The sequence below is a fragment of the Rhizobium sp. CB3090 genome, assembly GCF_029714285.1.
Classification (GTDB): domain Bacteria; phylum Pseudomonadota; class Alphaproteobacteria; order Rhizobiales; family Rhizobiaceae; genus Rhizobium.
In genome coordinates, this window is sequence record NZ_CP121662.1 from 1,055,984 (window position 1) to 1,075,117 (window position 19,134).

Genomic DNA, 19,134 nt, shown 5'->3' on the forward strand with positions numbered 1-19,134 from the left:
AAAACCGCCCGGAGCGATCCGGGCGGTTTCTTTTTGCATCCATGTTGTGAAGAGCAGGCGAGGGTGGGGAAGCGCGATCCCATTTTAGAGCGGGATGAATTTAAGCCCGGTCATAGCCAGCATTTATGAAGTAGTTTGAGCATTCTTGTGGCGCAATGGTGCGGAGGATGTCTCCAAGTACGTCGTAGATGGCCTGACGGGTCCTAGCCTGGGCTTTTCGCAACCGATGTTTGACCTTTGCGAAGAGCTGTTCGATCGGATTGAGGTCGGGAGAATATTGCGGCAGAAAGAACAAGTGGGCGCCAGCTTTGCGGATGGCGGTGCGGATCACCTTGGCTTTGTGAGAACCGAGATTATCCATCACAACAATGTCGCCGGGGTTGAGCTCCGGCACCAACACCTGTTCGACATAGATGCGGAAGCGGTCACCATTGATCGGACCGTCGAGGATGAAGGGCGCACTGACGCGGTCGATGCGCAAGGCGGCGAGGAAGGTCATGGTGTTCCAGTGACCGAAGGGAGCCTCACCGAGTAGTCGTTCGCCGCGCGGCGCCCAGCCCCTGAGCGGCGCCATATTCGTCTTTGTCCAAGTTTCGTCGATGAAAACCAGGCGGGCAGGATCGATGCGATGGCGATGCTTCAGCCAGCGAGCTCGTCGCGCGACGACATCGGCCCGTTTGCGTTCGAAGGCGACCAGCGTCTTTTTTTATAACTCAACCCTTCGTCATGCACGAAGATCCAGACGGAGCGATAGTCCACTTTCAGACCGCGCGCCTCCAGCTCGTGGACCAAGCCACGCAACGTAAAGGCGCTGCCGCGACAACGTGCGATCAGCCAGTCCCGATGCTCACCCGAAATCGCCCGTCGCTTGTGCCCACCCATCTGGCCGGGGGCTGCGCTGCCCGTCTCGCGGAAGCGTCGCACCCAGTCGATGGCGGTACTGATGCCGACGCCGAAGTGTTTGGCCGCTGCCCGGCACGAAAACCCTTCGTGCATCACAGCACCAACAACACGGTCTCGAAGATCATCCGAAAAAGGTCGCGCCATTCTGCCCGGCCTCCTTTACCGGTCAGAATAAGGAATCTGATTTGCTCACAAAACGGAATCCCAATTCCGATTCCGCCTAAATTCATCCCGCTCTAACGGAAGCGAATGATCGCCACTTCGCCTTCCAGCGCGCCCTGATAGGCCGAGGCATGCGGTTCTTCGTCCGGCACGTCGGTCAGCATGCCGATCTGATCGAGATCGGCCTCGATGAAGCCTTCCTCCGCAAGGGCGTTCAGCGCTTCGCGCACGGCGGTGTCGTCATCCGGCGCCTTCAGCATGACATGAAGGTCGACGCCTTCGCCGCCGTCCGTTTCATATCCCTTGCCGATAATGATGAAGACCATGGGGCCGTCGAAATTGTTGTCGTTGTCTGGCTCAGTGATCATAGGCCTTCCTTCGGTGGTATCGATTCGGCCGAGCGATTCTCTGAACTGCCCTTGCTGGCCAGTGAAATTATCTTTCTGTGATTCCTTATAGGGATTTTAACGAAATACCCAAGTCTATCTTGCCGGAGCGATGCCATTTCCTCATCTGAGGCGTCAAACGGCTGGTTTGGCCCGCATTTTCGGGGTTTGTGACAAAGATAATTCTTAACCGGCCTTGACGAACCTGCGGGAAACCAGTAGTACCGCCGCCATCGGGACCCATGTGAGGCATGGCTGTTCGGAGCGACGCGCTCTGGAGTTCACCTCAAACAAGGTTCCAAACGCACGTTGAAGACACGAATGCTGCACGCAAGACGCAATTTACCGCGTCCTCTGCTTTTTTTGTGGTCCATCTGCGAAAGCGGATCGGGCCACGTTTTGCGCATTGAGGCGAACGTGTGTCGTTGCCGGAGACGGCGAGAGTTAAGCCCGCAAGGGTGTCGAGACAGATTCACAAGGGATGGTTGAATGCCTACCGTAAACCAGCTAATCCGCAAGCCTCGCCAGGCGCAGGTAAAGCGTAATAAGGTTCCCGCTCTTCAGGAGAACCCGCAGAAGCGTGGTGTTTGCACCCGCGTCTACACGACGACGCCGAAGAAGCCGAACTCGGCTCTGCGTAAGGTCGCAAAGATCCGCCTGACCAACGGCTTCGAAGTCATTGGCTACATCCCGGGTGAAGGTCACAACCTTCAGGAACACTCCGTCGTCATGATCCGTGGCGGCCGCGTCAAGGACCTTCCGGGTGTTCGCTACCACATCATCCGCGGCGTTCTCGATACTCAGGGTGTCAAGAACCGCAAGCAGCGCCGTTCCAAGTACGGTGCAAAGCGTCCGAAGTAATTCGGTTTCAGGTAATCCGGCGCTGCGCGAGGTTCTCCGCGTTGTAAAGCGCCGCTAACAGTTGAGAGACGAGAAGTATGTCCCGACGTCACAGAGCAGAAAAGCGCGAGATCAATCCGGACCCGAAGTTCGGCGATCTGGTCGTCACGAAGTTCATGAATGCCATCATGCTGGACGGCAAGAAGTCCGTAGCTGAAAACATCGTTTACGGCGCATTCGACGCCGTGCAGGGCAAGGCAAAGCAGGAGCCGCTCGGCGTGTTCCATCAGGCTTTGGATAACATCGCTCCGCACGTTGAAGTCCGCTCGCGCCGCGTTGGTGGTGCTACGTATCAGGTTCCGGTCGACGTTCGTCCCGAGCGCCGTCAGGCTCTTGCCATTCGCTGGCTGATCGCTGCTGCCCGCAAGCGCAACGAAACCACCATGGTCGACCGTCTCTGCGGCGAACTTCTTGATGCCTCCAACAACCGCGGCTCTGCCGTCAAGAAGCGCGAAGACACGCACAAGATGGCTGACGCCAACCGTGCGTTCTCGCATTATCGCTGGTAATCCCGAACGGTTTCCGAAAGGCAGTCCACTATGGCTCGCGAATATAAAATCGAAGACTACCGCAATTTCGGTATCATGGCGCACATCGACGCCGGCAAGACCACGACGACCGAGCGTATTCTTTATTACACCGGCAAGTCGCACAAGATCGGCGAAGTCCACGACGGCGCAGCCACCATGGACTGGATGGAGCAGGAGCAGGAGCGTGGCATCACGATCACCTCTGCTGCCACCACGACCTTCTGGAAGGGCCGTGACGGCAAGATGCGCCGCTTCAACATCATCGACACCCCCGGCCACGTCGACTTCACCATCGAAGTCGAGCGTTCGCTGCGCGTTCTCGACGGTGCTATCGCGCTGCTCGACGCCAACGCCGGTGTTGAGCCGCAGACGGAAACCGTCTGGCGTCAAGCTGAGAAGTATCATGTTCCGCGCATGATCTTCTGCAACAAGATGGACAAGACCGGTGCCGATTTCTATCGCTCGGTCGAGATGATCAAGAGCCGCCTCGGGGCCACCGCCGTCGTCATGCAGCTCCCGATCGGCGCTGAAAGCGATTTCAAGGGCGTCGTCGACCTGATCGAGATGAACGCCCTCATCTGGCGCGACGAGTCGCTCGGCGCCCAGTGGGACGTCGTCGAAATCCCGGAAGACATGAAGGCCAAGGCTGAAGAATATCGCGAAAAGCTGATCGAGACGGTTGTCGAGATCGACGAAGCTGCGACCGAAGCCTATCTGGAAGGCAACCTGCCCGACAACGATCAGATCCGCGCGCTCGTCCGTCGCGGCACCATCGACGTCAAGTTCCATCCGATGTTCTGCGGCACCGCCTTCAAGAACAAGGGCGTTCAGCCGCTGCTCGACGCTGTGGTCGATTACCTGCCGTCTCCGATCGACATTCCGGCGATCAAGGGCATTGACGTCAAGACGGAAGCTGAAATCCACCGTCACGCTGACGATGCCGAGCCGCTCTCCATGCTGGCGTTCAAGATCATGAACGACCCCTTCGTCGGTTCGCTGACGTTTGCCCGCATCTACTCCGGCAAGCTCGAAAAGGGCGCATCGGTCATGAACACGGTCAAGGACAAGCGCGAGCGCGTCGGCCGTATGCTGCAGATGCACTCCAACTCGCGTGAAGACATCGAAGAAGCCTTCGCTGGCGACATCGTTGCTCTGGCTGGCCTCAAGGAAACCACCACCGGCGATACGCTCTGCGATCCGCTGAAGCCGGTTATCCTCGAGCGCATGGAATTCCCCGAGCCGGTCATTCAGATCGCGATCGAGCCGAAGACCAAGGGCGACCAGGAAAAGATGGGCCTCGCGCTCAACCGCCTGGCTGCTGAAGATCCGTCCTTCCGCGTGAAGACGGACCAGGAATCGGGTCAGACGATCATTGCCGGCATGGGTGAACTTCACCTCGACATCATCGTCGACCGCATGCGTCGTGAATTCAAGGTCGAAGCAACCGTCGGCGCGCCGCAGGTTGCTTACCGCGAAACCATCACGCGTCAGACCGAGAAGGACTACACCCACAAGAAGCAGTCGGGTGGTACCGGTCAGTTCGCTCGCGTCAAGATCGTGTTCGAACCGAACCCGGAAGGCGACGATTTCAAGTTCGAGTCCAAGATCGTCGGTGGTGCTGTTCCGAAGGAATACATCCCGGGCGTTCAGAAGGGCATCGAAAGCGTTCTGTCTTCGGGCCCGCTGGCTGGCTTCCCGATGCTCGGCGTCAAGGCGACGCTGATCGACGGTGCCTTCCACGACGTCGACTCGTCGGTTCTGGCCTTCGAAATCGCTGCACGTGCGTGCTTCCGTGAAGCAGCCCGCGAAGCCGGTGCTCAACTCCTCGAGCCGATGATGAAGGTCGAAGTCGTGACGCCGGAAGATTACGTCGGCGACGTCATCGGCGACCTGAACTCGCGTCGTGGCCAGATCCAGGGTCAGGAAAGCCGCGGTATCGCCGTTGTCATCAACGCGAATGTCCCGCTGGCAAACATGTTCAAATACGTCGACAACCTGCGCTCCATGTCTCAGGGCCGCGCGCAGTACACCATGACCTTCGATCATTATTCGCCGGTCCCGTCGAACGTCGCACAGGAAATCCAGGCAAAGTATTCCGGTCAGAAGTGACCGGAATACCAATTGACCGATAACAAGAATTGATCCCCTCGGGGACAGGAAAAACGGAGAGCCGAAAATGGCAAAGAGTAAGTTTGAGCGCAATAAGCCGCACGTTAACATCGGCACGATCGGCCACGTTGACCACGGCAAGACGTCTCTGACGGCAGCGATCACGAAGTTCTTCGGTGAGTTCAAGGCGTATGACCAGATCGACGCGGCACCGGAGGAAAAGGCCCGCGGCATCACGATTTCGACGGCACACGTTGAGTATGAGACGGCTGCCCGTCACTACGCCCACGTCGACTGCCCCGGCCACGCTGACTATGTGAAGAACATGATCACGGGTGCCGCGCAGATGGACGGCGCGATCCTGGTTTGCTCGGCCGCCGACGGCCCGATGCCGCAGACGCGCGAACACATCCTGCTCGCCCGCCAGGTTGGCGTTCCGGCGATCGTTGTGTTCCTGAACAAGGTCGACCAGGTTGACGACGCCGAGCTTCTCGAGCTCGTCGAGCTTGAAGTTCGCGAACTTCTGTCGTCCTACGACTTCCCGGGCGACGACATTCCGGTTGTCAAGGGTTCGGCCCTTGCTGCTCTGGAAGACAGCAACAAGGAAATCGGCGAAAACGCGATCCGCGAGCTGATGGCTCAGGTTGACGCCTACATCCCGACGCCTGAGCGTCCGATCGACCAGCCGTTCCTGATGCCGATCGAAGACGTGTTCTCGATCTCGGGCCGTGGTACGGTTGTGACGGGCCGCGTCGAGCGTGGCATCATCAAGGTTGGTGAAGAAGTCGAAATCGTCGGCATTCGTCCGACCTCGAAGACGACGGTGACCGGCGTTGAAATGTTCCGCAAGCTGCTCGATCAGGGCCAGGCCGGCGACAACATCGGTGCGCTGGTCCGCGGTGTGAACCGTGACGGCGTCGAGCGTGGCCAGATCCTGTGCAAGCCGGGTTCTGTGAAGCCGCACAAGAAGTTCAAGGCCGAAGCCTACATCCTGACGAAGGAAGAAGGCGGCCGTCATACGCCGTTCTTCACGAATTACCGTCCGCAGTTCTACTTCCGCACGACGGACGTGACCGGCATCGTGACGCTTCCGGAAGGCACGGAAATGGTCATGCCTGGCGACAACATCACGGTTGACGTCGAGCTGATCGTTCCGATCGCGATGGAAGAAAAGCTGCGCTTCGCAATCCGCGAAGGCGGCCGCACCGTCGGCGCCGGCATCGTCGCTAGCATCGTCGAGTAATTCAAAGTCGGCCACTCCCTCCGAGTGGCCGATTCGATGACAATAATATGATGCAAGCGGCTGTAGCCGCTTGCTTATGACATGGAAATGTTGCAAATGGCGCGCGAGCGCGATTTGCGCCTGCTTCGGATAACGAAGCGGCCAATGAGATTAACAATAAGGTGGGCCGAAAGGTCTAAAAAAGTGGATGGGGATGCCGTAGCAGGCGTCCCTCTCGATCTTTGAAACCGGTGGTCCGCCTTAGGAAAAAGAACAATCCGTGCCCTTTTTTAGCGGCACGCGAGATAACAAAACACAAGGATAACGTCGAATGAACGGCCAAAATATCCGCATTCGCCTGAAGGCGTTCGATCACCGAATTCTCGATGCTTCCACGCGCGAGATCGTGTCGACGGCGAAGCGCACCGGTGCTAGCGTCCGGGGCCCCGTTCCGCTTCCGACTCGTATCGAGAAGTTCACGGTAAACCGGTCCCCGCACATCGACAAGAAGAGCCGCGAGCAGTTCGAGATGCGCACTCATAAGCGCCTTCTCGACATCGTTGATCCGACCCCGCAGACGGTAGACGCGCTGATGAAGCTCGATCTCGCCGCCGGTGTCGATGTTGAGATCAAGCTCTGAGACCTCTGGTCCTCGAGCTGAGTGAGAAGGATTGAACCGATGCGTTCAGGTGTGATTGCACAGAAGGTGGGAATGACCCGCGTCTATAACGACGCCGGCGAGCATGTCCCGGTAACCGTATTGCGTTTGGATGGCTGCCAGGTCGTGGCCCAGCGCACAGTAGAAAAGAATGGCTACACCGCAGTTCAGCTCGGTGCCGGCCAGGCGAAAGTCAAGAACACGACGAAGGCCCTGCGTGGTCACTTCGCCGTTGCCAGCGTAGAGCCGAAGGCCAAGCTCGTAGAATTCCGTGTCACGGATGACAATCTGCTTGAAGTCGGCACCGAGCTCAACGCAGGTCACTTCACGGCGGGTCAGCTCGTCGACGTGACCGGCACGACGATCGGTAAGGGCTTTGCCGGCGCCATCAAGCGCCACGGCTTCGGCGGTCTGCGCGCCACGCACGGCGTATCGGTTTCGCACCGTTCGCACGGTTCGACCGGCTCGCGCCAGGATCCGGGCAAGGTGTTCAAGAACAAGAAGATGGCTGGTCACATGGGCCAGACCCGCGTCACGACGCAGAACCTCGAAGTGGTATTGACCGATGAAGATCGCGGTCTGATCCTCGTCAAGGGTGCAGTTCCCGGCTCCAAGGGTGCCTGGATCATCGTGCGCGATGCCGTCAAGTCGGCCGCGAAGTAAGGGAGCCAAACCAATGGAATTGAACGTCAAGACCCTCGAGGGAAAAGACGCTGGGAAGGTTTCCCTTTCTGATGCGATTTTCGGCCTCGAGCCGCGTGAGGACATCCTCGCACGCGTCATTCGCTGGCAGCTCGCCAAGAAGCAGCAGGGTACGCACAAGGCCCAGGGCCGCGCTGAAGTGTCCCGCACCGGCGCCAAGATGTACAAGCAGAAGGGTACGGGCCGCGCTCGTCACCATTCGGCTCGCGCTCCGCAGTTCCGCGGCGGTGGTAAGGCTCACGGCCCGGTCGTGCGCAGCCATGAACATGATCTGCCGAAGAAGGTTCGCGCCCTCGGCCTGCGTCACGCTCTGTCTGCCAAGCTGAAGTCCGAAGACGTCATTGTCATCGACAGCCTGGTTGCAGCCGATGCAAAGACCAAGGCTCTGGCCAGCACCTTCGAGACGCTTGGCCTGACCAATGCGCTCTTCATCGGTGGCGCTGAGCTCGACAACAACTTCAAGCTCGCGGCTCAGAACATCCCGAACATCGATGTTCTGCCGATCCAGGGCATCAACGTTTATGACATCCTGCGCCGCGGCAAGCTTGTGCTGTCCAAGGCTGCAGTTGAAGCTCTAGAGGAGCGATTCAAGTGACGGATCTTCGCCATTACGATGTGATCGTTTCTCCTGCGATCACCGAAAAGTCCACGCTGGTTTCGGATAACAACCAGGTTGTTTTCAACGTTGCCAAGACCGCGACGAAGCCTGAAATCAAGGCTGCCGTCGAAGCGCTGTTCGGCGTCAAGGTCACGGCCGTCAACACTCTGCTGCGCAAGGGCAAGACCAAGCGATTTAAAGGTCTCGTCGGCAAGCAGAAGGACGTGAAGAAGGCTGTTGTGACGCTCGCCGAAGGCCAGTCGATCGACGTCTCCACCGGTCTCTGAGGAATAAGAAAATGGCATTGAAAACATTCAATCCGACGACCCCGAGCCAGCGACAGCTCGTCATTGTCGACCGCTCCTCGCTCTACAAGGGCAAGCCGGTCAAGACGCTGACCGAAGGCCTGACTTCTAAGGGTGGCCGCAACAACACCGGTCGCATCACCGTGCGTTTCCAGGGTGGCGGTCACAAGCGTACTTATCGCCTGGTTGACTTCAAGCGTCGCAAATTCGACGTCGAGGCAACCGTCGAGCGCATCGAATACGACCCGAACCGTACCGCTTACATCGCTCTGGTGAAGTACACGGACGGCGAACTGGCCTATATCCTCGCTCCGCAGCGTCTCGCTGCCGGCGACAAGGTCATCGCTTCGGAAAAGGTCGTTGACGTGAAGCCGGGCAACACCATGCCGCTTCAGTTCATCCCGGTCGGCTCCATCATCCATAACGTGGAAATGAAGCCGGGCAAGGGTGGTCAGATCGCTCGCTCCGCCGGTTCCTACGCTCAGCTCGTCGGTCGTGACCAGGGCATGGCGATTCTTCGCCTTAACTCGGGCGAACAGCGCCTCGTGCATGGCACCTGCCTTGCAACGATCGGTGCGGTTTCCAACCCGGATCACGGCAACATCAATGACGGCAAGGCCGGTCGTTCGCGTTGGCGTGGCAAGAAGCCGCATAACCGCGGCGTTGTCATGAACCCGGTCGACCATCCGCACGGCGGTGGTGAAGGCCGCACCTCCGGCGGTCGCCATCCGGTGACCCCGTGGGGCAAGCCGACTAAGGGCAAGCGTACGCGGTCGAACAAGTCGACCGACAAGATGATTATGCGCTCGCGCCATCAGCGCAAGAAGTAAGAGAGGAAGTCTCAAGTGGCTCGTTCAGTATGGAAAGGTCCGTTTGTTGACGGCTATCTTCTCAAGAAGGCTGAGAAGGTGCGCGAAGGCGGACGCAGCGAAGTAATCAAGATGTGGAGCCGTCGCTCCACCATCATGCCGCAGTTCGTTGGTCTCACCTTTGGTGTCTACAACGGCAGCAAGCATATTCCGGTCAGCGTCAATGAAGACATGGTCGGACACAAGTTCGGCGAGTTCGCCCCGACCCGTACCTATTATGGTCACGGTGCGGACAAGAAGGCGAAGAGGAAGTAACAATGGGCAAGGCAAAAACCGAACGCCGGCTGAAGGACAATGAGGCGCAGGCAGTTGCGCGTACGCTCCGTGTCAGCCCGCAGAAGCTCAACCTGGTCGCGGCTTCGATCCGCGGCAAGAAGGTTGATCGCGCACTCGCTGAGTTGGAATTTTCGCGCAAGCGCATTGCAGGTGCCGTCAAGAAGACGCTCGAATCTGCGATCGCCAACGCAGAAAACAACCACGATCTCGACGTTGATTCGCTGGTTGTGGCAGAAGCCTACGTCGGCAAGTCGATCGTGATGAAGCGTTTCCACGCTCGTGGCCGTGGCCGCGCATCTCGTATCGAGCGACCGTTCGCACACCTGACGATCGTCGTTCGTGAAGTGGAAGCTCAAGAGGAGGCCGCATAATGGGTCAGAAAATCAATCCAATCGGTTTTCGTCTTGGCATCAACCGTACCTGGGATAGCCGCTGGTTTGCGGACAATGCCGAGTATGGCCAGCTCCTTCACGAAGATCTGAAAATGCGCAAGTTCGTCATGAACGAACTGAAGCAGGCCGGTATCTCCAAGGTGGTGATCGAACGTCCGCATAAGAAGTGCCGCGTCACGATCCACTCGGCTCGTCCGGGCCTGATCATCGGCAAGAAGGGCGCTGACATCGACAAGCTCCGCAAGAAGCTGTCGGACATGACGAATTCCGAAACGCATCTCAACATCGTTGAAGTGCGCAAGCCGGAAGTCGACGCGACGCTGGTTGCCCAGTCGATCGCTCAGCAGCTCGAGCGCCGTGTTGCTTTCCGTCGCGCCATGAAGCGCGCCGTTCAGTCCGCGATGCGTCTTGGCGCCGAAGGCATCAAGATCACCTGCGCCGGCCGTCTCGGCGGTGCGGAAATCGCTCGTACGGAATGGTACCGTGAAGGTCGCGTGCCGCTGCATACGCTGCGCGCCGACATCGACTACGGTACGGCTGAAGCAGAAACCGCTTTCGGCATCTGCGGCATCAAGGTCTGGATCTTCAAGGGCGAAATCCTTGAGCACGATCCTATGGCCTCCGAACGCCGCGCGCTCGAGGGCGACGCCCAGGGTCCGGCTAGCCGCGATCGCGATAGAGACCGCCGCCGCGAAAACGCTTGATAGCGTTCGTGGCAGATAAGTTCGGAGAATAAGAAAATGTTGCAGCCAAAGCGTACGAAGTACCGCAAGCAATTTAAGGGCCGCATCAAGGGCGTTGCCAAGGGTGGTTCTGACCTCGCATTCGGCGAATTCGGTTTGAAGTCGCAGGAGCCCAACCGCGTCAACGCTCGTGAGATCGAAGCGGCTCGCCGCGCGATCACGCGCTATATGAAGCGCGCCGGCCGTGTATGGATCCGCGTGTTCCCGGATGTTCCGGTAACCGCAAAGCCGACCGAAGTCCGTATGGGTAAAGGTAAAGGCTCTGTCGAATACTGGGCATGCAAGGTCAAGCCCGGCCGTATGATGTTCGAGATCGATGGTGTGAGCGAAGAAATCGCTCGTGAGGCTCTGCGCCTCGGCGCCGCCAAGCTCTCGGTCAAGACGCGCTTCGTGCAGCGCATTGCAGAGTAAGGAAGAAGCTCATGAAAGCCGCAGATGTTCGCGCCCTGAGCGCCGACCAACTCAAGGATGAGCTTGCCAAGCTGAAGAAGGAGCAGTTCAATCTGCGCTTTCAGAAGGCGACCGGCCAGCTTGAAAAGTCCTCGCGCATCAACGAAGTTCGCAAGGACATCGCTCGCGTGAAAACCATTGCCCGCCAGAAGGCGGCAGAAGCAAAGGCCTAAAGGAAGAATAACATGCCGAAGCGCATTCTGCAGGGCGTCGTGGTCAGCGACAAGAACGAGAAGACGGTAGTTGTCCGCGTTGAGCGTCGTTTCGCTCACCCGCTGCTCCAGAAGACCGTTCGTCGTTCCAAGAAGTACAAGGCTCACGACGAAAACAATCAGTACAAGGTCGGCGACGTCGTTTCCATTGAGGAATGCGCGCCGATCTCCAAGGACAAGACCTGGACGGTCGTTTCCGCCCAGGCCAAGTAACAGAATTTCGCTCAGGCCCTTGCGCTTGGGCGAAATATCTGTATGAAGCACGAGCTTGGAAGCAGGACGCTCGAGAACGGGCGTTCTTTTGCTTTATTGATGACCGGCGAAGGCGACCCAGGTGGTCGCGAATGCCGGAGAAATCAGACAAGACACTAGTCCATAAGCCGGGGTAGGGGGCTGTTTTGCCCAACCATTCCGGTAACAACAAGAAGGCGACCTGACATGATTCAGATGCAAACAAACCTCGACGTGGCGGATAATTCCGGCGCTCGTCGTGTCATGTGCATCAAGGTGCTGGGCGGCTCGAAGCGCAAGTATGCCTCGATCGGCGACGTCATCGTCGTTTCGATCAAGGAAGCCATTCCGCGCGGCCGCGTGAAGAAGGGTGACGTGATGAAGGCGGTTGTCGTTCGCACCGCCAAGGACATCCGTCGTCCGGATGGCAGCGTCATCCGCTTCGATACCAATGCAGCAGTCCTCATCGACAACAAGAAAGAGCCGATCGGCACCCGTATCTTCGGACCGGTTCCGCGCGAACTTCGCGCCAAGAACCACATGAAGATCATCTCGCTGGCTCCAGAAGTACTTTAAGGAGCGGAGCGATGCAAAAGATCCGTAAAGGCGACAAGGTCGTCGTATTGACCGGCAAGGACAAGGGCCGTACCGGCGAAGTTATTCAAGTGCTGCCGAAGGAAGACCGCGCGGTCGTCCGTGGCGTCAACGTCATCAAGCGCCACCAGCGCCAGACGCAGACCCAGGAAGCCGGCATCATCAGCAAGGAAGCCCCGCTTCACCTGTCCAACATTGCGATCGTCGACAAGGACGGCAAGCCGACCCGCGTCGGCTTCAAGGTTGTAGATGGTAAGAAGGTCCGTGTGGCCAAGACCTCGGGAGAAGTGATCGATGGCTGAGGCAAAGTACGAGCCGCGGCTCAAGAAAGAATACGTTGCTCGCATCCGTGCAGCCATGCAGGAGAAGTTCTCCTACGCTAACGAGATGCAGATCCCGAAGCTGGACAAGATCGTGATCAACATGGGCGTTGGCGAAGCGACGGCTGATTCGAAGAAGCCGACCGTTGCTGCTGCCGACCTGGCGGCTATCGCTGGCCAGAAGCCGGTCATCACCCGTGCACGCAACTCCATCGCTGGCTTCAAGGTCCGCGAAAACATGCCGATCGGCGCCAAGGTGACGCTGCGCGGCGCCCGCATGTATGAGTTCCTGGATCGTCTGGTCAACATCGCGCTTCCGCGCGTTCGCGACTTCCGCGGCCTGAACCCGAAAAGCTTTGACGGTCGTGGCAATTTCGCCATGGGCATCAAGGAGCACATTGTGTTCCCTGAGATCAACTACGACAAGGTTGATCAGATGTGGGGCATGGACATCATCGTTTGCACGACGGCGACAACGGACGACGAAGCTCGGGCTCTTCTGAAAGAGTTCAACTTCCCGTTCCGTCAATAACCGTAACGACGAGCGTAGAAAAGGAACCCTGATATGGCGAAGACAAGCGCAGTCGAAAAGAACAAGCGCCGCCGCAATACGGTTGCCAACCAGTCCGCGAAGCGGGCTGCCCTGAAGGCAATCATCATGAACCAGTCCCTTCCGATCGAAGACCGGTTCAAGGCCACCCTGAAGCTGGCATCGCTCCCGCGCGATGGATCGAAGACCCGCATTCGCAATCGTTGCGAAGTGTCGGGCCGCCCGCGCGCCTATTACCGCAAACTGCGCATGTCGCGTATCGCGCTGCGTGAACTCGGCAACCTCGGCAAAGTGCCGGGCGTCGTCAAGTCGAGCTGGTAAGGAGCAGATTAGATGACTATGACTGATCCTTTGGGCGATATGCTCACCCGTATCCGCAACGGTGCTTCGCGCCGCAAGTCGTCGGTTTCGACGCCTGCGTCCAAGCTTCGTGCGCGTGTTCTCGATGTTCTGCAGGCTGAAGGCTACATCCGTGGCTACTCCGTCGTCGATTTCGGCAACGGCAAGTCTGAGCTCAACATCGAGCTCAAGTACTATGAAGGCGCATCGGTGATCCGTGAGATCGGCCGTGTGTCCAAGCCGGGCCGCCGAGTTTATGTCTCGGTCAAGTCCATTCCGCAGGTCGCGAACGGCCTCGGCATCACCATCCTTTCGACTCCGAAGGGTGTGATGGCCGATCACCAGGCTCGCGAACAGAATGTTGGTGGCGAGGTTCTCTGCTCGGTCTTCTAAGATCGAACAGGGATCTCCTTCGAAACAGACAGGTTTGAAAAATGTCTCGTATCGGTAAAAAGCCCGTTCAGGTGCCTGCAGGAATCACGGCCTCGGTTGAAGGCCAGAAGGTGACTGCTAAGGGCCCCAAGGGCGAACTGGTTTTCGTTGCTAACGACGAAATCGGTCTCAAGCTGGAAAACAACGCAATTGTCGTAACGCCGCTCAGCAACTCCAAGGATGCTCGCGCAAAGTGGGGCATGTCCCGCACGATGATCGAGAACATCCTGAAGGGTGTCAAGGACGGCTACGAGCGCAAGCTCGAAATCAACGGCGTCGGCTACCGTGCCGCCATGCAGGGCAAGAACCTGCAGCTCGCGCTCGGCTTCAGCCATGACGTGGTTTATGAGCCGCCGCAGGGCATCACGATCGCTGTGCCGAAGCCGACGGAAATCGTCGTCACCGGCATCAACAAGCAGCAGGTTGGCCAGGTTGCCGCTGAAATCCGCGAATACCGCGGTCCCGAGCCCTACAAGGGCAAGGGCGTGAAGTATGCCGAAGAGCGGATCGTCCGCAAAGAAGGCAAGAAGAAGTAAGGATCACGCGAAATGGCTAGCAGGAAAGAAGCACTTGCGCGTCGCGCCAACCGCGTGCGCCGTCAACTCAAGTCGGTGGCCAATGGCCGTCCGCGCCTGTCGGTTCATCGCTCGTCGAAGAACATCTACGCCCAGGTCATCGATGATGTGGCCGGCAAGACGCTTGCGTCTGCCTCCACCCTCGACAAGGATCTGCGCGGTTCTCTGAAGACCGGTGCCGACACCGCAGCCGCTGCCCTGGTTGGCAAGCTCGTTGCCGAGCGCGCCTCCAAGGCCGGCGTCAAGGAAGTCGTGTTCGACCGCGGCGCCTTCATCTATCACGGCCGCATTAAGGCTCTGGCCGATGCAGCCCGCGAAGGCGGTCTGACCTTCTGAACAAGTTTCCGGCCGGTAGCTTTCGAGCGCCGGCCGGATATCACCGGACCGCTGATCTCCTTCGGGAGGTCGATGCGGTCTTCGTTTTGTTTGCCGATTGCACCCGGAAAAGAAAAAGGAAGAGGACAATGGCACAGGAAAAGAGGGCTCCGCGGGAAGACCGCCAGAGCCGTGAAGAGCGCGATAGCGAATTCGTCGACAAGCTGGTCGCGATCAACCGCGTCGCCAAGGTCGTAAAGGGTGGCCGCCGTTTCGGTTTCGCCGCTCTCGTCGTCGTCGGTGACCAGAAGGGCCGCGTAGGCTTCGGTCATGGCAAGGCACGCGAAGTACCGGAAGCGATCCGTAAGGCCACCGAGAGCGCCAAGCGCGACATGATCTTCGTACCGCTGCGTGACGGCCGTACGCTGCATCACGATGTTCATGGCCGCCATGGCGCCGGCAAGGTTCTGCTGCGCTCGGCCAAGGTCGGTACCGGTATCATCGCCGGCGGCCCGATGCGCGCCGTTTTCGAAACGCTCGGCGTTCATGACGTCGTCGCTAAGTCGACCGGTTCGTCGAACCCCTACAACATGGTTCGCGCCACGTTCGACGCCCTGAAGCACCAGGTTCACCCGAAGGACATCGCAGCTCAGCGCGGCATCAAGTATGCCACCCTGCAGGCTCGCCGTACCTCCTCGGGCAACGCCTCCGAAGAATAAGGGAGTTTGACCTATGGCCAAGACGACCAAGAAGGCTGAAGCCAAGGCGACCGTTACGGTCGAGCAGATTGGCAGCCCGATCCGCCGTCCGGATGTTCAGCAGAAGACGCTGATCGGTCTCGGACTGAACAAGATGCACCGTCGCCGCACGCTGGAAGACACTCCGGCCGTTCGTGGCATGATCCGTGCTGTCCAGCATCTCGTTCGCGTTGTCGACGAGAAGTGAGCCGGAGGTATTCGCTATGAAACTGAATGAGATCAAGGATAACGAAGGCTCGACCCATAGCCGCAAGCGCCTCGGCCGCGGCATCGGCTCCGGCTCCGGCAAGACCGGCGGCCGTGGTGTGAAGGGTCAGAAGTCCCGTTCGGGTGTTGCCATCAACGGCTTCGAAGGCGGTCAGATGCCCATCTACCGTCGTCTGCCGAAGCGCGGCTTCACCAACATCTTCGCTGCCGATTATGTCGTCGTGTCGCTGGCTCGCATCCAGGCTGCCGTCGATGCCGGCAAGCTCGATGCAAAAGCAACCGTCGATGCTGCAGCTCTGAAGGCTGCAGGCGTGATTCGCCGCGTCAAGGACGGCGTACGCGTTCTCTCGGACGGCGAACTGAAGGCTAAGCTTTCGCTGGAAGTTGCAGGTGCCTCCAAGCCGGCGGTCGAAAAGATCGAAAAGGCTGGCGGTTCCATCAAGCTGCTCGCTTCTGTCGCAGAATAATCTTATCAATAAATCGCCCGGGGTGCTTCACACCGGGCGATTTTGCTCCCATATGTGAGCCTCACGAACCTGAACGACGCAGCGGTGTCTTTTCAGGGAATAACGGGAACCAAGGGTGAGGCATCCGATTGCAGTGCAATCCGTCCAAAGCCCGGCTTTTGAACAATTAAAGACTGATTCCGGACCCGGCCGATTATGCCGGAATTGGTAATGCGGAGATTTGCATGGCTTCTGCAGCGGAACAATTGGCATCCAATCTCAATTTTTCGACCTTTGCCAAAGCCGAGGATCTCAAGAAGCGACTGTGGTTCACGCTCGGCGCTCTCCTCGTCTACCGTCTGGGTACGCACATCCCGATCCCTGGCCTCAATCCGGCGGCCTATGCCCAAGCCTTTCACAATCAGTCCGGCGGCATCCTCGGCCTTTTCAACATGTTTTCCGGCGGCGCCGTGCAGCGTATGGCAATTTTCGCGCTCGGTATCATGCCCTATATTTCCGCTTCGATCATCGTGCAGCTCATGACCTCGGTCGTGCCGGCGCTCGAAAACCTCAAGAAGGAAGGCGAGCAGGGCCGCAAGATCATCAACCAGTACACCCGTTACGGCACGGTGCTGCTCGGCGCCCTGCAGGCCTATGGCATTGCAATCGGCCTGGAGCACGGTAACGGCGTGGTCATCGATCCAGGCTGGTTCTTCCGCCTTTCGACTGTCGTCACGCTGCTCGGCGGCACGATGTTCCTTATGTGGCTTGGTGAACAGGTCACCTCGCGCGGCATCGGCAACGGTATTTCTCTGATCATCTTTGCTGGTATCGCAGCAGGCCTGCCGACCGCGGTTGCCGGTACGCTGGAGCTCGGTCGTACAGGCGCTTTGTCGACCGGCCTTATTCTGGCCGTGCTCGTTGTGGCTGTCCTGGTCATCGGGCTTATCGTCTTCGTGGAGCGCGCACAGCGCCGCCTGTTGATCCAGTATCCGAAGCGCCAGGTCGGCACCCGCATGTTTCAGGGCGATACCTCGCACCTGCCGCTGAAGCTCAATACATCAGGTGTTATTCCAGCGATCTTCGCATCGTCGCTGCTGCTGCTGCCTGCGACCGTCGCCGGCCTTGGCAACAACACGGCCCTGCCGACGTGGGTCACCTCCATCGTTGCGGCCCTCGGTCACGGGCAGCCGGTCTACATGGTGCTCTACGGTGCCCTGATCGCCTTTTTCGCCTTCTTCTACACCGCGCTCGTCTTCAATCCAAAGGATACGGCCGACAATCTGAAGAAGCATGGCGGCTTCATTCCAGGCATTCGCCCGGGTGAGCGCACCGCCGAGTATATCGATTATGTGCTGACCCGAATCACGGTGATCGGCGCGATCTACCTTGTCTTCGTCTGCATTCTGCCCGAAATTCTCGTGTCCCAGACAGGTATTCCGCTGTCCCTGGGTGGCACTTCGCTTCTGATCGTGGTTAGCGTAACGCTCGATACGGTGGCACAGATTCAGGGTCACCTGATTGCACAGCAATATGAAGGCCTGATCAAGAAATCGAAGCTGCGTGGAGGAAAGAGGGGGCGATGAGATTGATACTTTTGGGGCCGCCGGGAGCAGGTAAGGGGACCCAGGCCCAGCGTATCGTGGAAAGGTACGGCATTCCGCAGCTTTCCACGGGCGACATGCTGAGAGCCGCGGTGGCAGCCGGGACAGACGTTGGCAAGCGCGCCAAAGCTGTCATGGACGCCGGCAAGCTCGTTTCAGACGAAATAGTCAACGCGATCGTGTCCGAGCGTATCGACCAACCGGATTGCGCCAAGGGCTTCATTCTTGACGGTTATCCGCGCACGCTTGTTCAAGCTGATGCGACGGAGGCGATGCTGAGGGAGAAAGGTCTCAACCTTTCCGCCGTGATCGAGATCAAGGTGGATGACGCCGTACTCGCCGATCGTATTTCGGGCCGTTACACTTGCGCCAACTGTGGCTCCGGTTATCACGACGAAAACTTGAAGCCGAGGGTAGAAGGGGTGTGTGACCGCTGCGGTTCCACGCATTTCAAGCGCCGCGCCGACGACAATAGAGAAACGGTCGTGGAGCGTCTGCAGGTCTACTACAAGGAAACGTCGCCGCTCATCGGCTATTACTATGCCAAGGGCAAGCTGCAGTCGGTAGACGGCATGGCCGATATCGAACATGTGACCGCCGATATCGAGGCCATCCTGTCCAAGCTGTAGGTGGTCTAAAATAAACTTGCCGGAGCGGTTGCTTTTTTGCGCTGATTCCGCTAAACACCGCGCCAACTCGCGACATGCCATGCGATCGGCGCGGATTTCCGTAGGGAAGTCCGGGTACGGTCGTTTTGACGTGTTGCGGACCCAAGTTTGAACAAGCAGCTCCAGGGCTGCATAACAAAGACCTCTGCCCGGGCGGAGGGAATGCAAGGAGAACAGGCGTGGCTCGTATCGCTGGCGTCAACATCCCGACTGCAAAGCGCGTAGTAATTGCGCTTCGTTACATTCACGGGATCGGACCGAAGTTTGCACAGGAAATCTGCGAGAAGGTCGGTATTCCGGCTGAGCGTCGCGTCAATCAGTTGACGGACGCAGAAGTTCTGCAGATCCGCGAAACCATCGACCGCGACTATCAGGTCGAAGGCGACCTTCGTCGCGAAACCGCAATGAACATCAAGCGTCTGATGGACCTTGGCAGCTACCGCGGCCTGCGTCATCGTCGCGGCCTGCCGGTTCGCGGCCAGCGCACCCATACCAATGCCCGCACCCGCAAGGGTCCGGCAAAGGCTATTGCTGGTAAGAAGAAGTAATTTCCGGGAAGCCGGATTTGGGAGGCTGGCGGTCTGCGCCGGCCTCTTTTGAATTTGGAACGGGGCTATACAGGCGTCGTTCCGGTGTAGCCGCTGGCATTACGGCGGTGAAGAGATCCAAGAAAGGACT

30 protein-coding genes are annotated in these 19,134 nt (G+C 58.6%); 28 read left to right on the forward strand and 2 right to left on the reverse strand.

Going from position 1 to position 19,134, the window contains the following annotated elements:
- Positions 1-100: 100 nt before the first annotated feature.
- A protein-coding gene (locus QA646_RS05135) for an IS630 family transposase (protein WP_283057968.1) occupies positions 101-1,047 on the reverse strand; the annotation gives its coding sequence in 2 pieces (ribosomal slippage) (positions 101-708 and positions 708-1,047; 948 coding nt in all).
- Positions 1,048-1,139: 92 nt separating this feature from the next.
- A complete protein-coding gene (locus QA646_RS05140; RefSeq protein WP_107107806.1) occupies positions 1,140-1,433 on the reverse strand; it encodes a transcriptional regulator in 294 nt (97 codons plus the stop codon).
- A gap of 507 nt (positions 1,434-1,940) precedes the next feature.
- On the opposite strand from QA646_RS05140, the gene rpsL reads away from it, so the two are divergent.
- The 28 genes from rpsL (at position 1,941) to rpsM (ending at position 19,004) form a co-directional block, all read left to right on the forward strand.
- The gene (gene rpsL, locus QA646_RS05145; RefSeq protein WP_003507760.1) at positions 1,941-2,312 is read left to right on the forward strand and encodes a 30S ribosomal protein S12; all 372 of its coding nucleotides are present in this window, start codon (positions 1,941-1,943) and stop codon (positions 2,310-2,312) included.
- A 77-nt stretch (positions 2,313-2,389) separates the two neighbouring features.
- Positions 2,390-2,860, forward strand: a complete 471-nt coding sequence (gene rpsG, locus QA646_RS05150) for a 30S ribosomal protein S7 (RefSeq protein ID WP_028755233.1) — start codon at positions 2,390-2,392, stop codon at positions 2,858-2,860.
- A 30-nt stretch (positions 2,861-2,890) separates the two neighbouring features.
- Positions 2,891-4,990: an elongation factor G gene (gene fusA / locus QA646_RS05155; protein WP_283057969.1), complete on the forward strand. Its 2,100-nt coding sequence runs from the start codon at positions 2,891-2,893 to the stop codon at positions 4,988-4,990.
- 67 nt (positions 4,991-5,057) lie between these two features.
- Entirely contained in the window at positions 5,058-6,233 is a 1,176-nt protein-coding gene (tuf, locus tag QA646_RS05160) for an elongation factor Tu (protein WP_283057958.1), read from the forward strand.
- A 310-nt stretch (positions 6,234-6,543) separates the two neighbouring features.
- Complete coding sequence (rpsJ, locus tag QA646_RS05165; protein ID WP_003547547.1) at positions 6,544-6,852, forward strand: 30S ribosomal protein S10; 309 nt, start codon at positions 6,544-6,546, stop codon at positions 6,850-6,852.
- A gap of 39 nt (positions 6,853-6,891) precedes the next feature.
- Positions 6,892-7,533 carry a 50S ribosomal protein L3 gene (gene rplC / locus QA646_RS05170; RefSeq protein ID WP_283057970.1) on the forward strand — a complete coding sequence of 214 codons (642 nt, stop codon included), beginning with the start codon at positions 6,892-6,894 and terminating at the stop codon, positions 7,531-7,533.
- 13 nt (positions 7,534-7,546) lie between these two features.
- Complete coding sequence (gene rplD / locus QA646_RS05175) at positions 7,547-8,167, forward strand: 50S ribosomal protein L4 (RefSeq protein WP_283057971.1); 621 nt, start codon at positions 7,547-7,549, stop codon at positions 8,165-8,167.
- Positions 8,164-8,457, forward strand: a complete 294-nt coding sequence (locus QA646_RS05180; RefSeq protein WP_028753972.1) for a 50S ribosomal protein L23 — start codon at positions 8,164-8,166, stop codon at positions 8,455-8,457. Before rplD ends, QA646_RS05180 begins: the two co-directional genes overlap by 4 nt.
- Before the next feature lie 11 nt (positions 8,458-8,468).
- Positions 8,469-9,305 carry a 50S ribosomal protein L2 gene (gene rplB, locus QA646_RS05185; RefSeq protein ID WP_028753971.1) on the forward strand — a complete coding sequence of 279 codons (837 nt, stop codon included), beginning with the start codon at positions 8,469-8,471 and terminating at the stop codon, positions 9,303-9,305.
- Positions 9,306-9,320: 15 nt separating this feature from the next.
- Complete coding sequence (gene rpsS, locus QA646_RS05190) at positions 9,321-9,599, forward strand: 30S ribosomal protein S19 (RefSeq protein ID WP_004118389.1); 279 nt, start codon at positions 9,321-9,323, stop codon at positions 9,597-9,599.
- 2 nt (positions 9,600-9,601) lie between these two features.
- Entirely contained in the window at positions 9,602-9,991 is a 390-nt protein-coding gene (gene rplV, locus QA646_RS05195) for a 50S ribosomal protein L22 (protein ID WP_015339603.1), read from the forward strand.
- Entirely contained in the window at positions 9,991-10,716 is a 726-nt protein-coding gene (gene rpsC / locus QA646_RS05200; RefSeq protein ID WP_283057979.1) for a 30S ribosomal protein S3, read from the forward strand. Before rplV ends, rpsC begins: the two co-directional genes overlap by 1 nt.
- A gap of 36 nt (positions 10,717-10,752) precedes the next feature.
- A complete protein-coding gene (gene rplP, locus QA646_RS05205) occupies positions 10,753-11,166 on the forward strand; it encodes a 50S ribosomal protein L16 (RefSeq protein WP_004118395.1) in 414 nt (137 codons plus the stop codon).
- Positions 11,167-11,177: 11 nt separating this feature from the next.
- Positions 11,178-11,378 (forward strand): 50S ribosomal protein L29, encoded by a 201-nt coding sequence (gene rpmC / locus QA646_RS05210; protein ID WP_007690763.1) that lies wholly within the window; start codon positions 11,178-11,180, stop codon positions 11,376-11,378.
- A 12-nt stretch (positions 11,379-11,390) separates the two neighbouring features.
- Positions 11,391-11,630, forward strand: a complete 240-nt coding sequence (gene rpsQ, locus QA646_RS05215) for a 30S ribosomal protein S17 (protein ID WP_028753969.1) — start codon at positions 11,391-11,393, stop codon at positions 11,628-11,630.
- 225 nt (positions 11,631-11,855) lie between these two features.
- Positions 11,856-12,224, forward strand: a complete 369-nt coding sequence (gene rplN, locus QA646_RS05220; protein WP_003573790.1) for a 50S ribosomal protein L14 — start codon at positions 11,856-11,858, stop codon at positions 12,222-12,224.
- Positions 12,225-12,235: 11 nt separating this feature from the next.
- A complete protein-coding gene (gene rplX, locus QA646_RS05225; RefSeq protein ID WP_028753968.1) occupies positions 12,236-12,544 on the forward strand; it encodes a 50S ribosomal protein L24 in 309 nt (102 codons plus the stop codon).
- Entirely contained in the window at positions 12,537-13,094 is a 558-nt protein-coding gene (gene rplE / locus QA646_RS05230) for a 50S ribosomal protein L5 (RefSeq protein ID WP_004118404.1), read from the forward strand. Before rplX ends, rplE begins: the two co-directional genes overlap by 8 nt.
- 33 nt (positions 13,095-13,127) lie before the next feature.
- Positions 13,128-13,433, forward strand: coding sequence for a 30S ribosomal protein S14 (rpsN, locus tag QA646_RS05235; protein ID WP_283057980.1), 306 nt, complete (start codon positions 13,128-13,130; stop codon positions 13,431-13,433).
- 12 nt (positions 13,434-13,445) lie between these two features.
- Positions 13,446-13,844: a 30S ribosomal protein S8 gene (gene rpsH / locus QA646_RS05240; RefSeq protein ID WP_112572299.1), complete on the forward strand. Its 399-nt coding sequence runs from the start codon at positions 13,446-13,448 to the stop codon at positions 13,842-13,844.
- Positions 13,845-13,885: 41 nt separating this feature from the next.
- The gene (rplF, locus tag QA646_RS05245; RefSeq protein ID WP_283057982.1) at positions 13,886-14,419 is read left to right on the forward strand and encodes a 50S ribosomal protein L6; all 534 of its coding nucleotides are present in this window, start codon (positions 13,886-13,888) and stop codon (positions 14,417-14,419) included.
- Between the two features lie 12 nt (positions 14,420-14,431).
- Positions 14,432-14,794 (forward strand): 50S ribosomal protein L18, encoded by a 363-nt coding sequence (gene rplR, locus QA646_RS05250; RefSeq protein ID WP_028753963.1) that lies wholly within the window; start codon positions 14,432-14,434, stop codon positions 14,792-14,794.
- A 128-nt stretch (positions 14,795-14,922) separates the two neighbouring features.
- Complete coding sequence (gene rpsE / locus QA646_RS05255) at positions 14,923-15,492, forward strand: 30S ribosomal protein S5 (RefSeq protein ID WP_028753962.1); 570 nt, start codon at positions 14,923-14,925, stop codon at positions 15,490-15,492.
- A gap of 13 nt (positions 15,493-15,505) precedes the next feature.
- Positions 15,506-15,718: a 50S ribosomal protein L30 gene (gene rpmD, locus QA646_RS05260; protein WP_007690786.1), complete on the forward strand. Its 213-nt coding sequence runs from the start codon at positions 15,506-15,508 to the stop codon at positions 15,716-15,718.
- Between the two features lie 16 nt (positions 15,719-15,734).
- On the forward strand, positions 15,735-16,205 hold the full coding sequence (rplO, locus tag QA646_RS05265) for a 50S ribosomal protein L15 (protein WP_104822792.1): 471 nt from the start codon (positions 15,735-15,737) through the stop codon (positions 16,203-16,205).
- Positions 16,206-16,429: 224 nt separating this feature from the next.
- Positions 16,430-17,770, forward strand: a complete 1,341-nt coding sequence (secY, locus tag QA646_RS05270; protein WP_283057983.1) for a preprotein translocase subunit SecY — start codon at positions 16,430-16,432, stop codon at positions 17,768-17,770.
- Positions 17,767-18,417 (forward strand): adenylate kinase, encoded by a 651-nt coding sequence (locus QA646_RS05275; protein ID WP_283057984.1) that lies wholly within the window; start codon positions 17,767-17,769, stop codon positions 18,415-18,417. Before secY ends, QA646_RS05275 begins: the two co-directional genes overlap by 4 nt.
- A 218-nt stretch (positions 18,418-18,635) precedes the next feature.
- On the forward strand, positions 18,636-19,004 hold the full coding sequence (gene rpsM, locus QA646_RS05280; RefSeq protein WP_004118424.1) for a 30S ribosomal protein S13: 369 nt from the start codon (positions 18,636-18,638) through the stop codon (positions 19,002-19,004).
- The last annotated feature ends 130 nt before the right edge of the window (positions 19,005-19,134 follow it).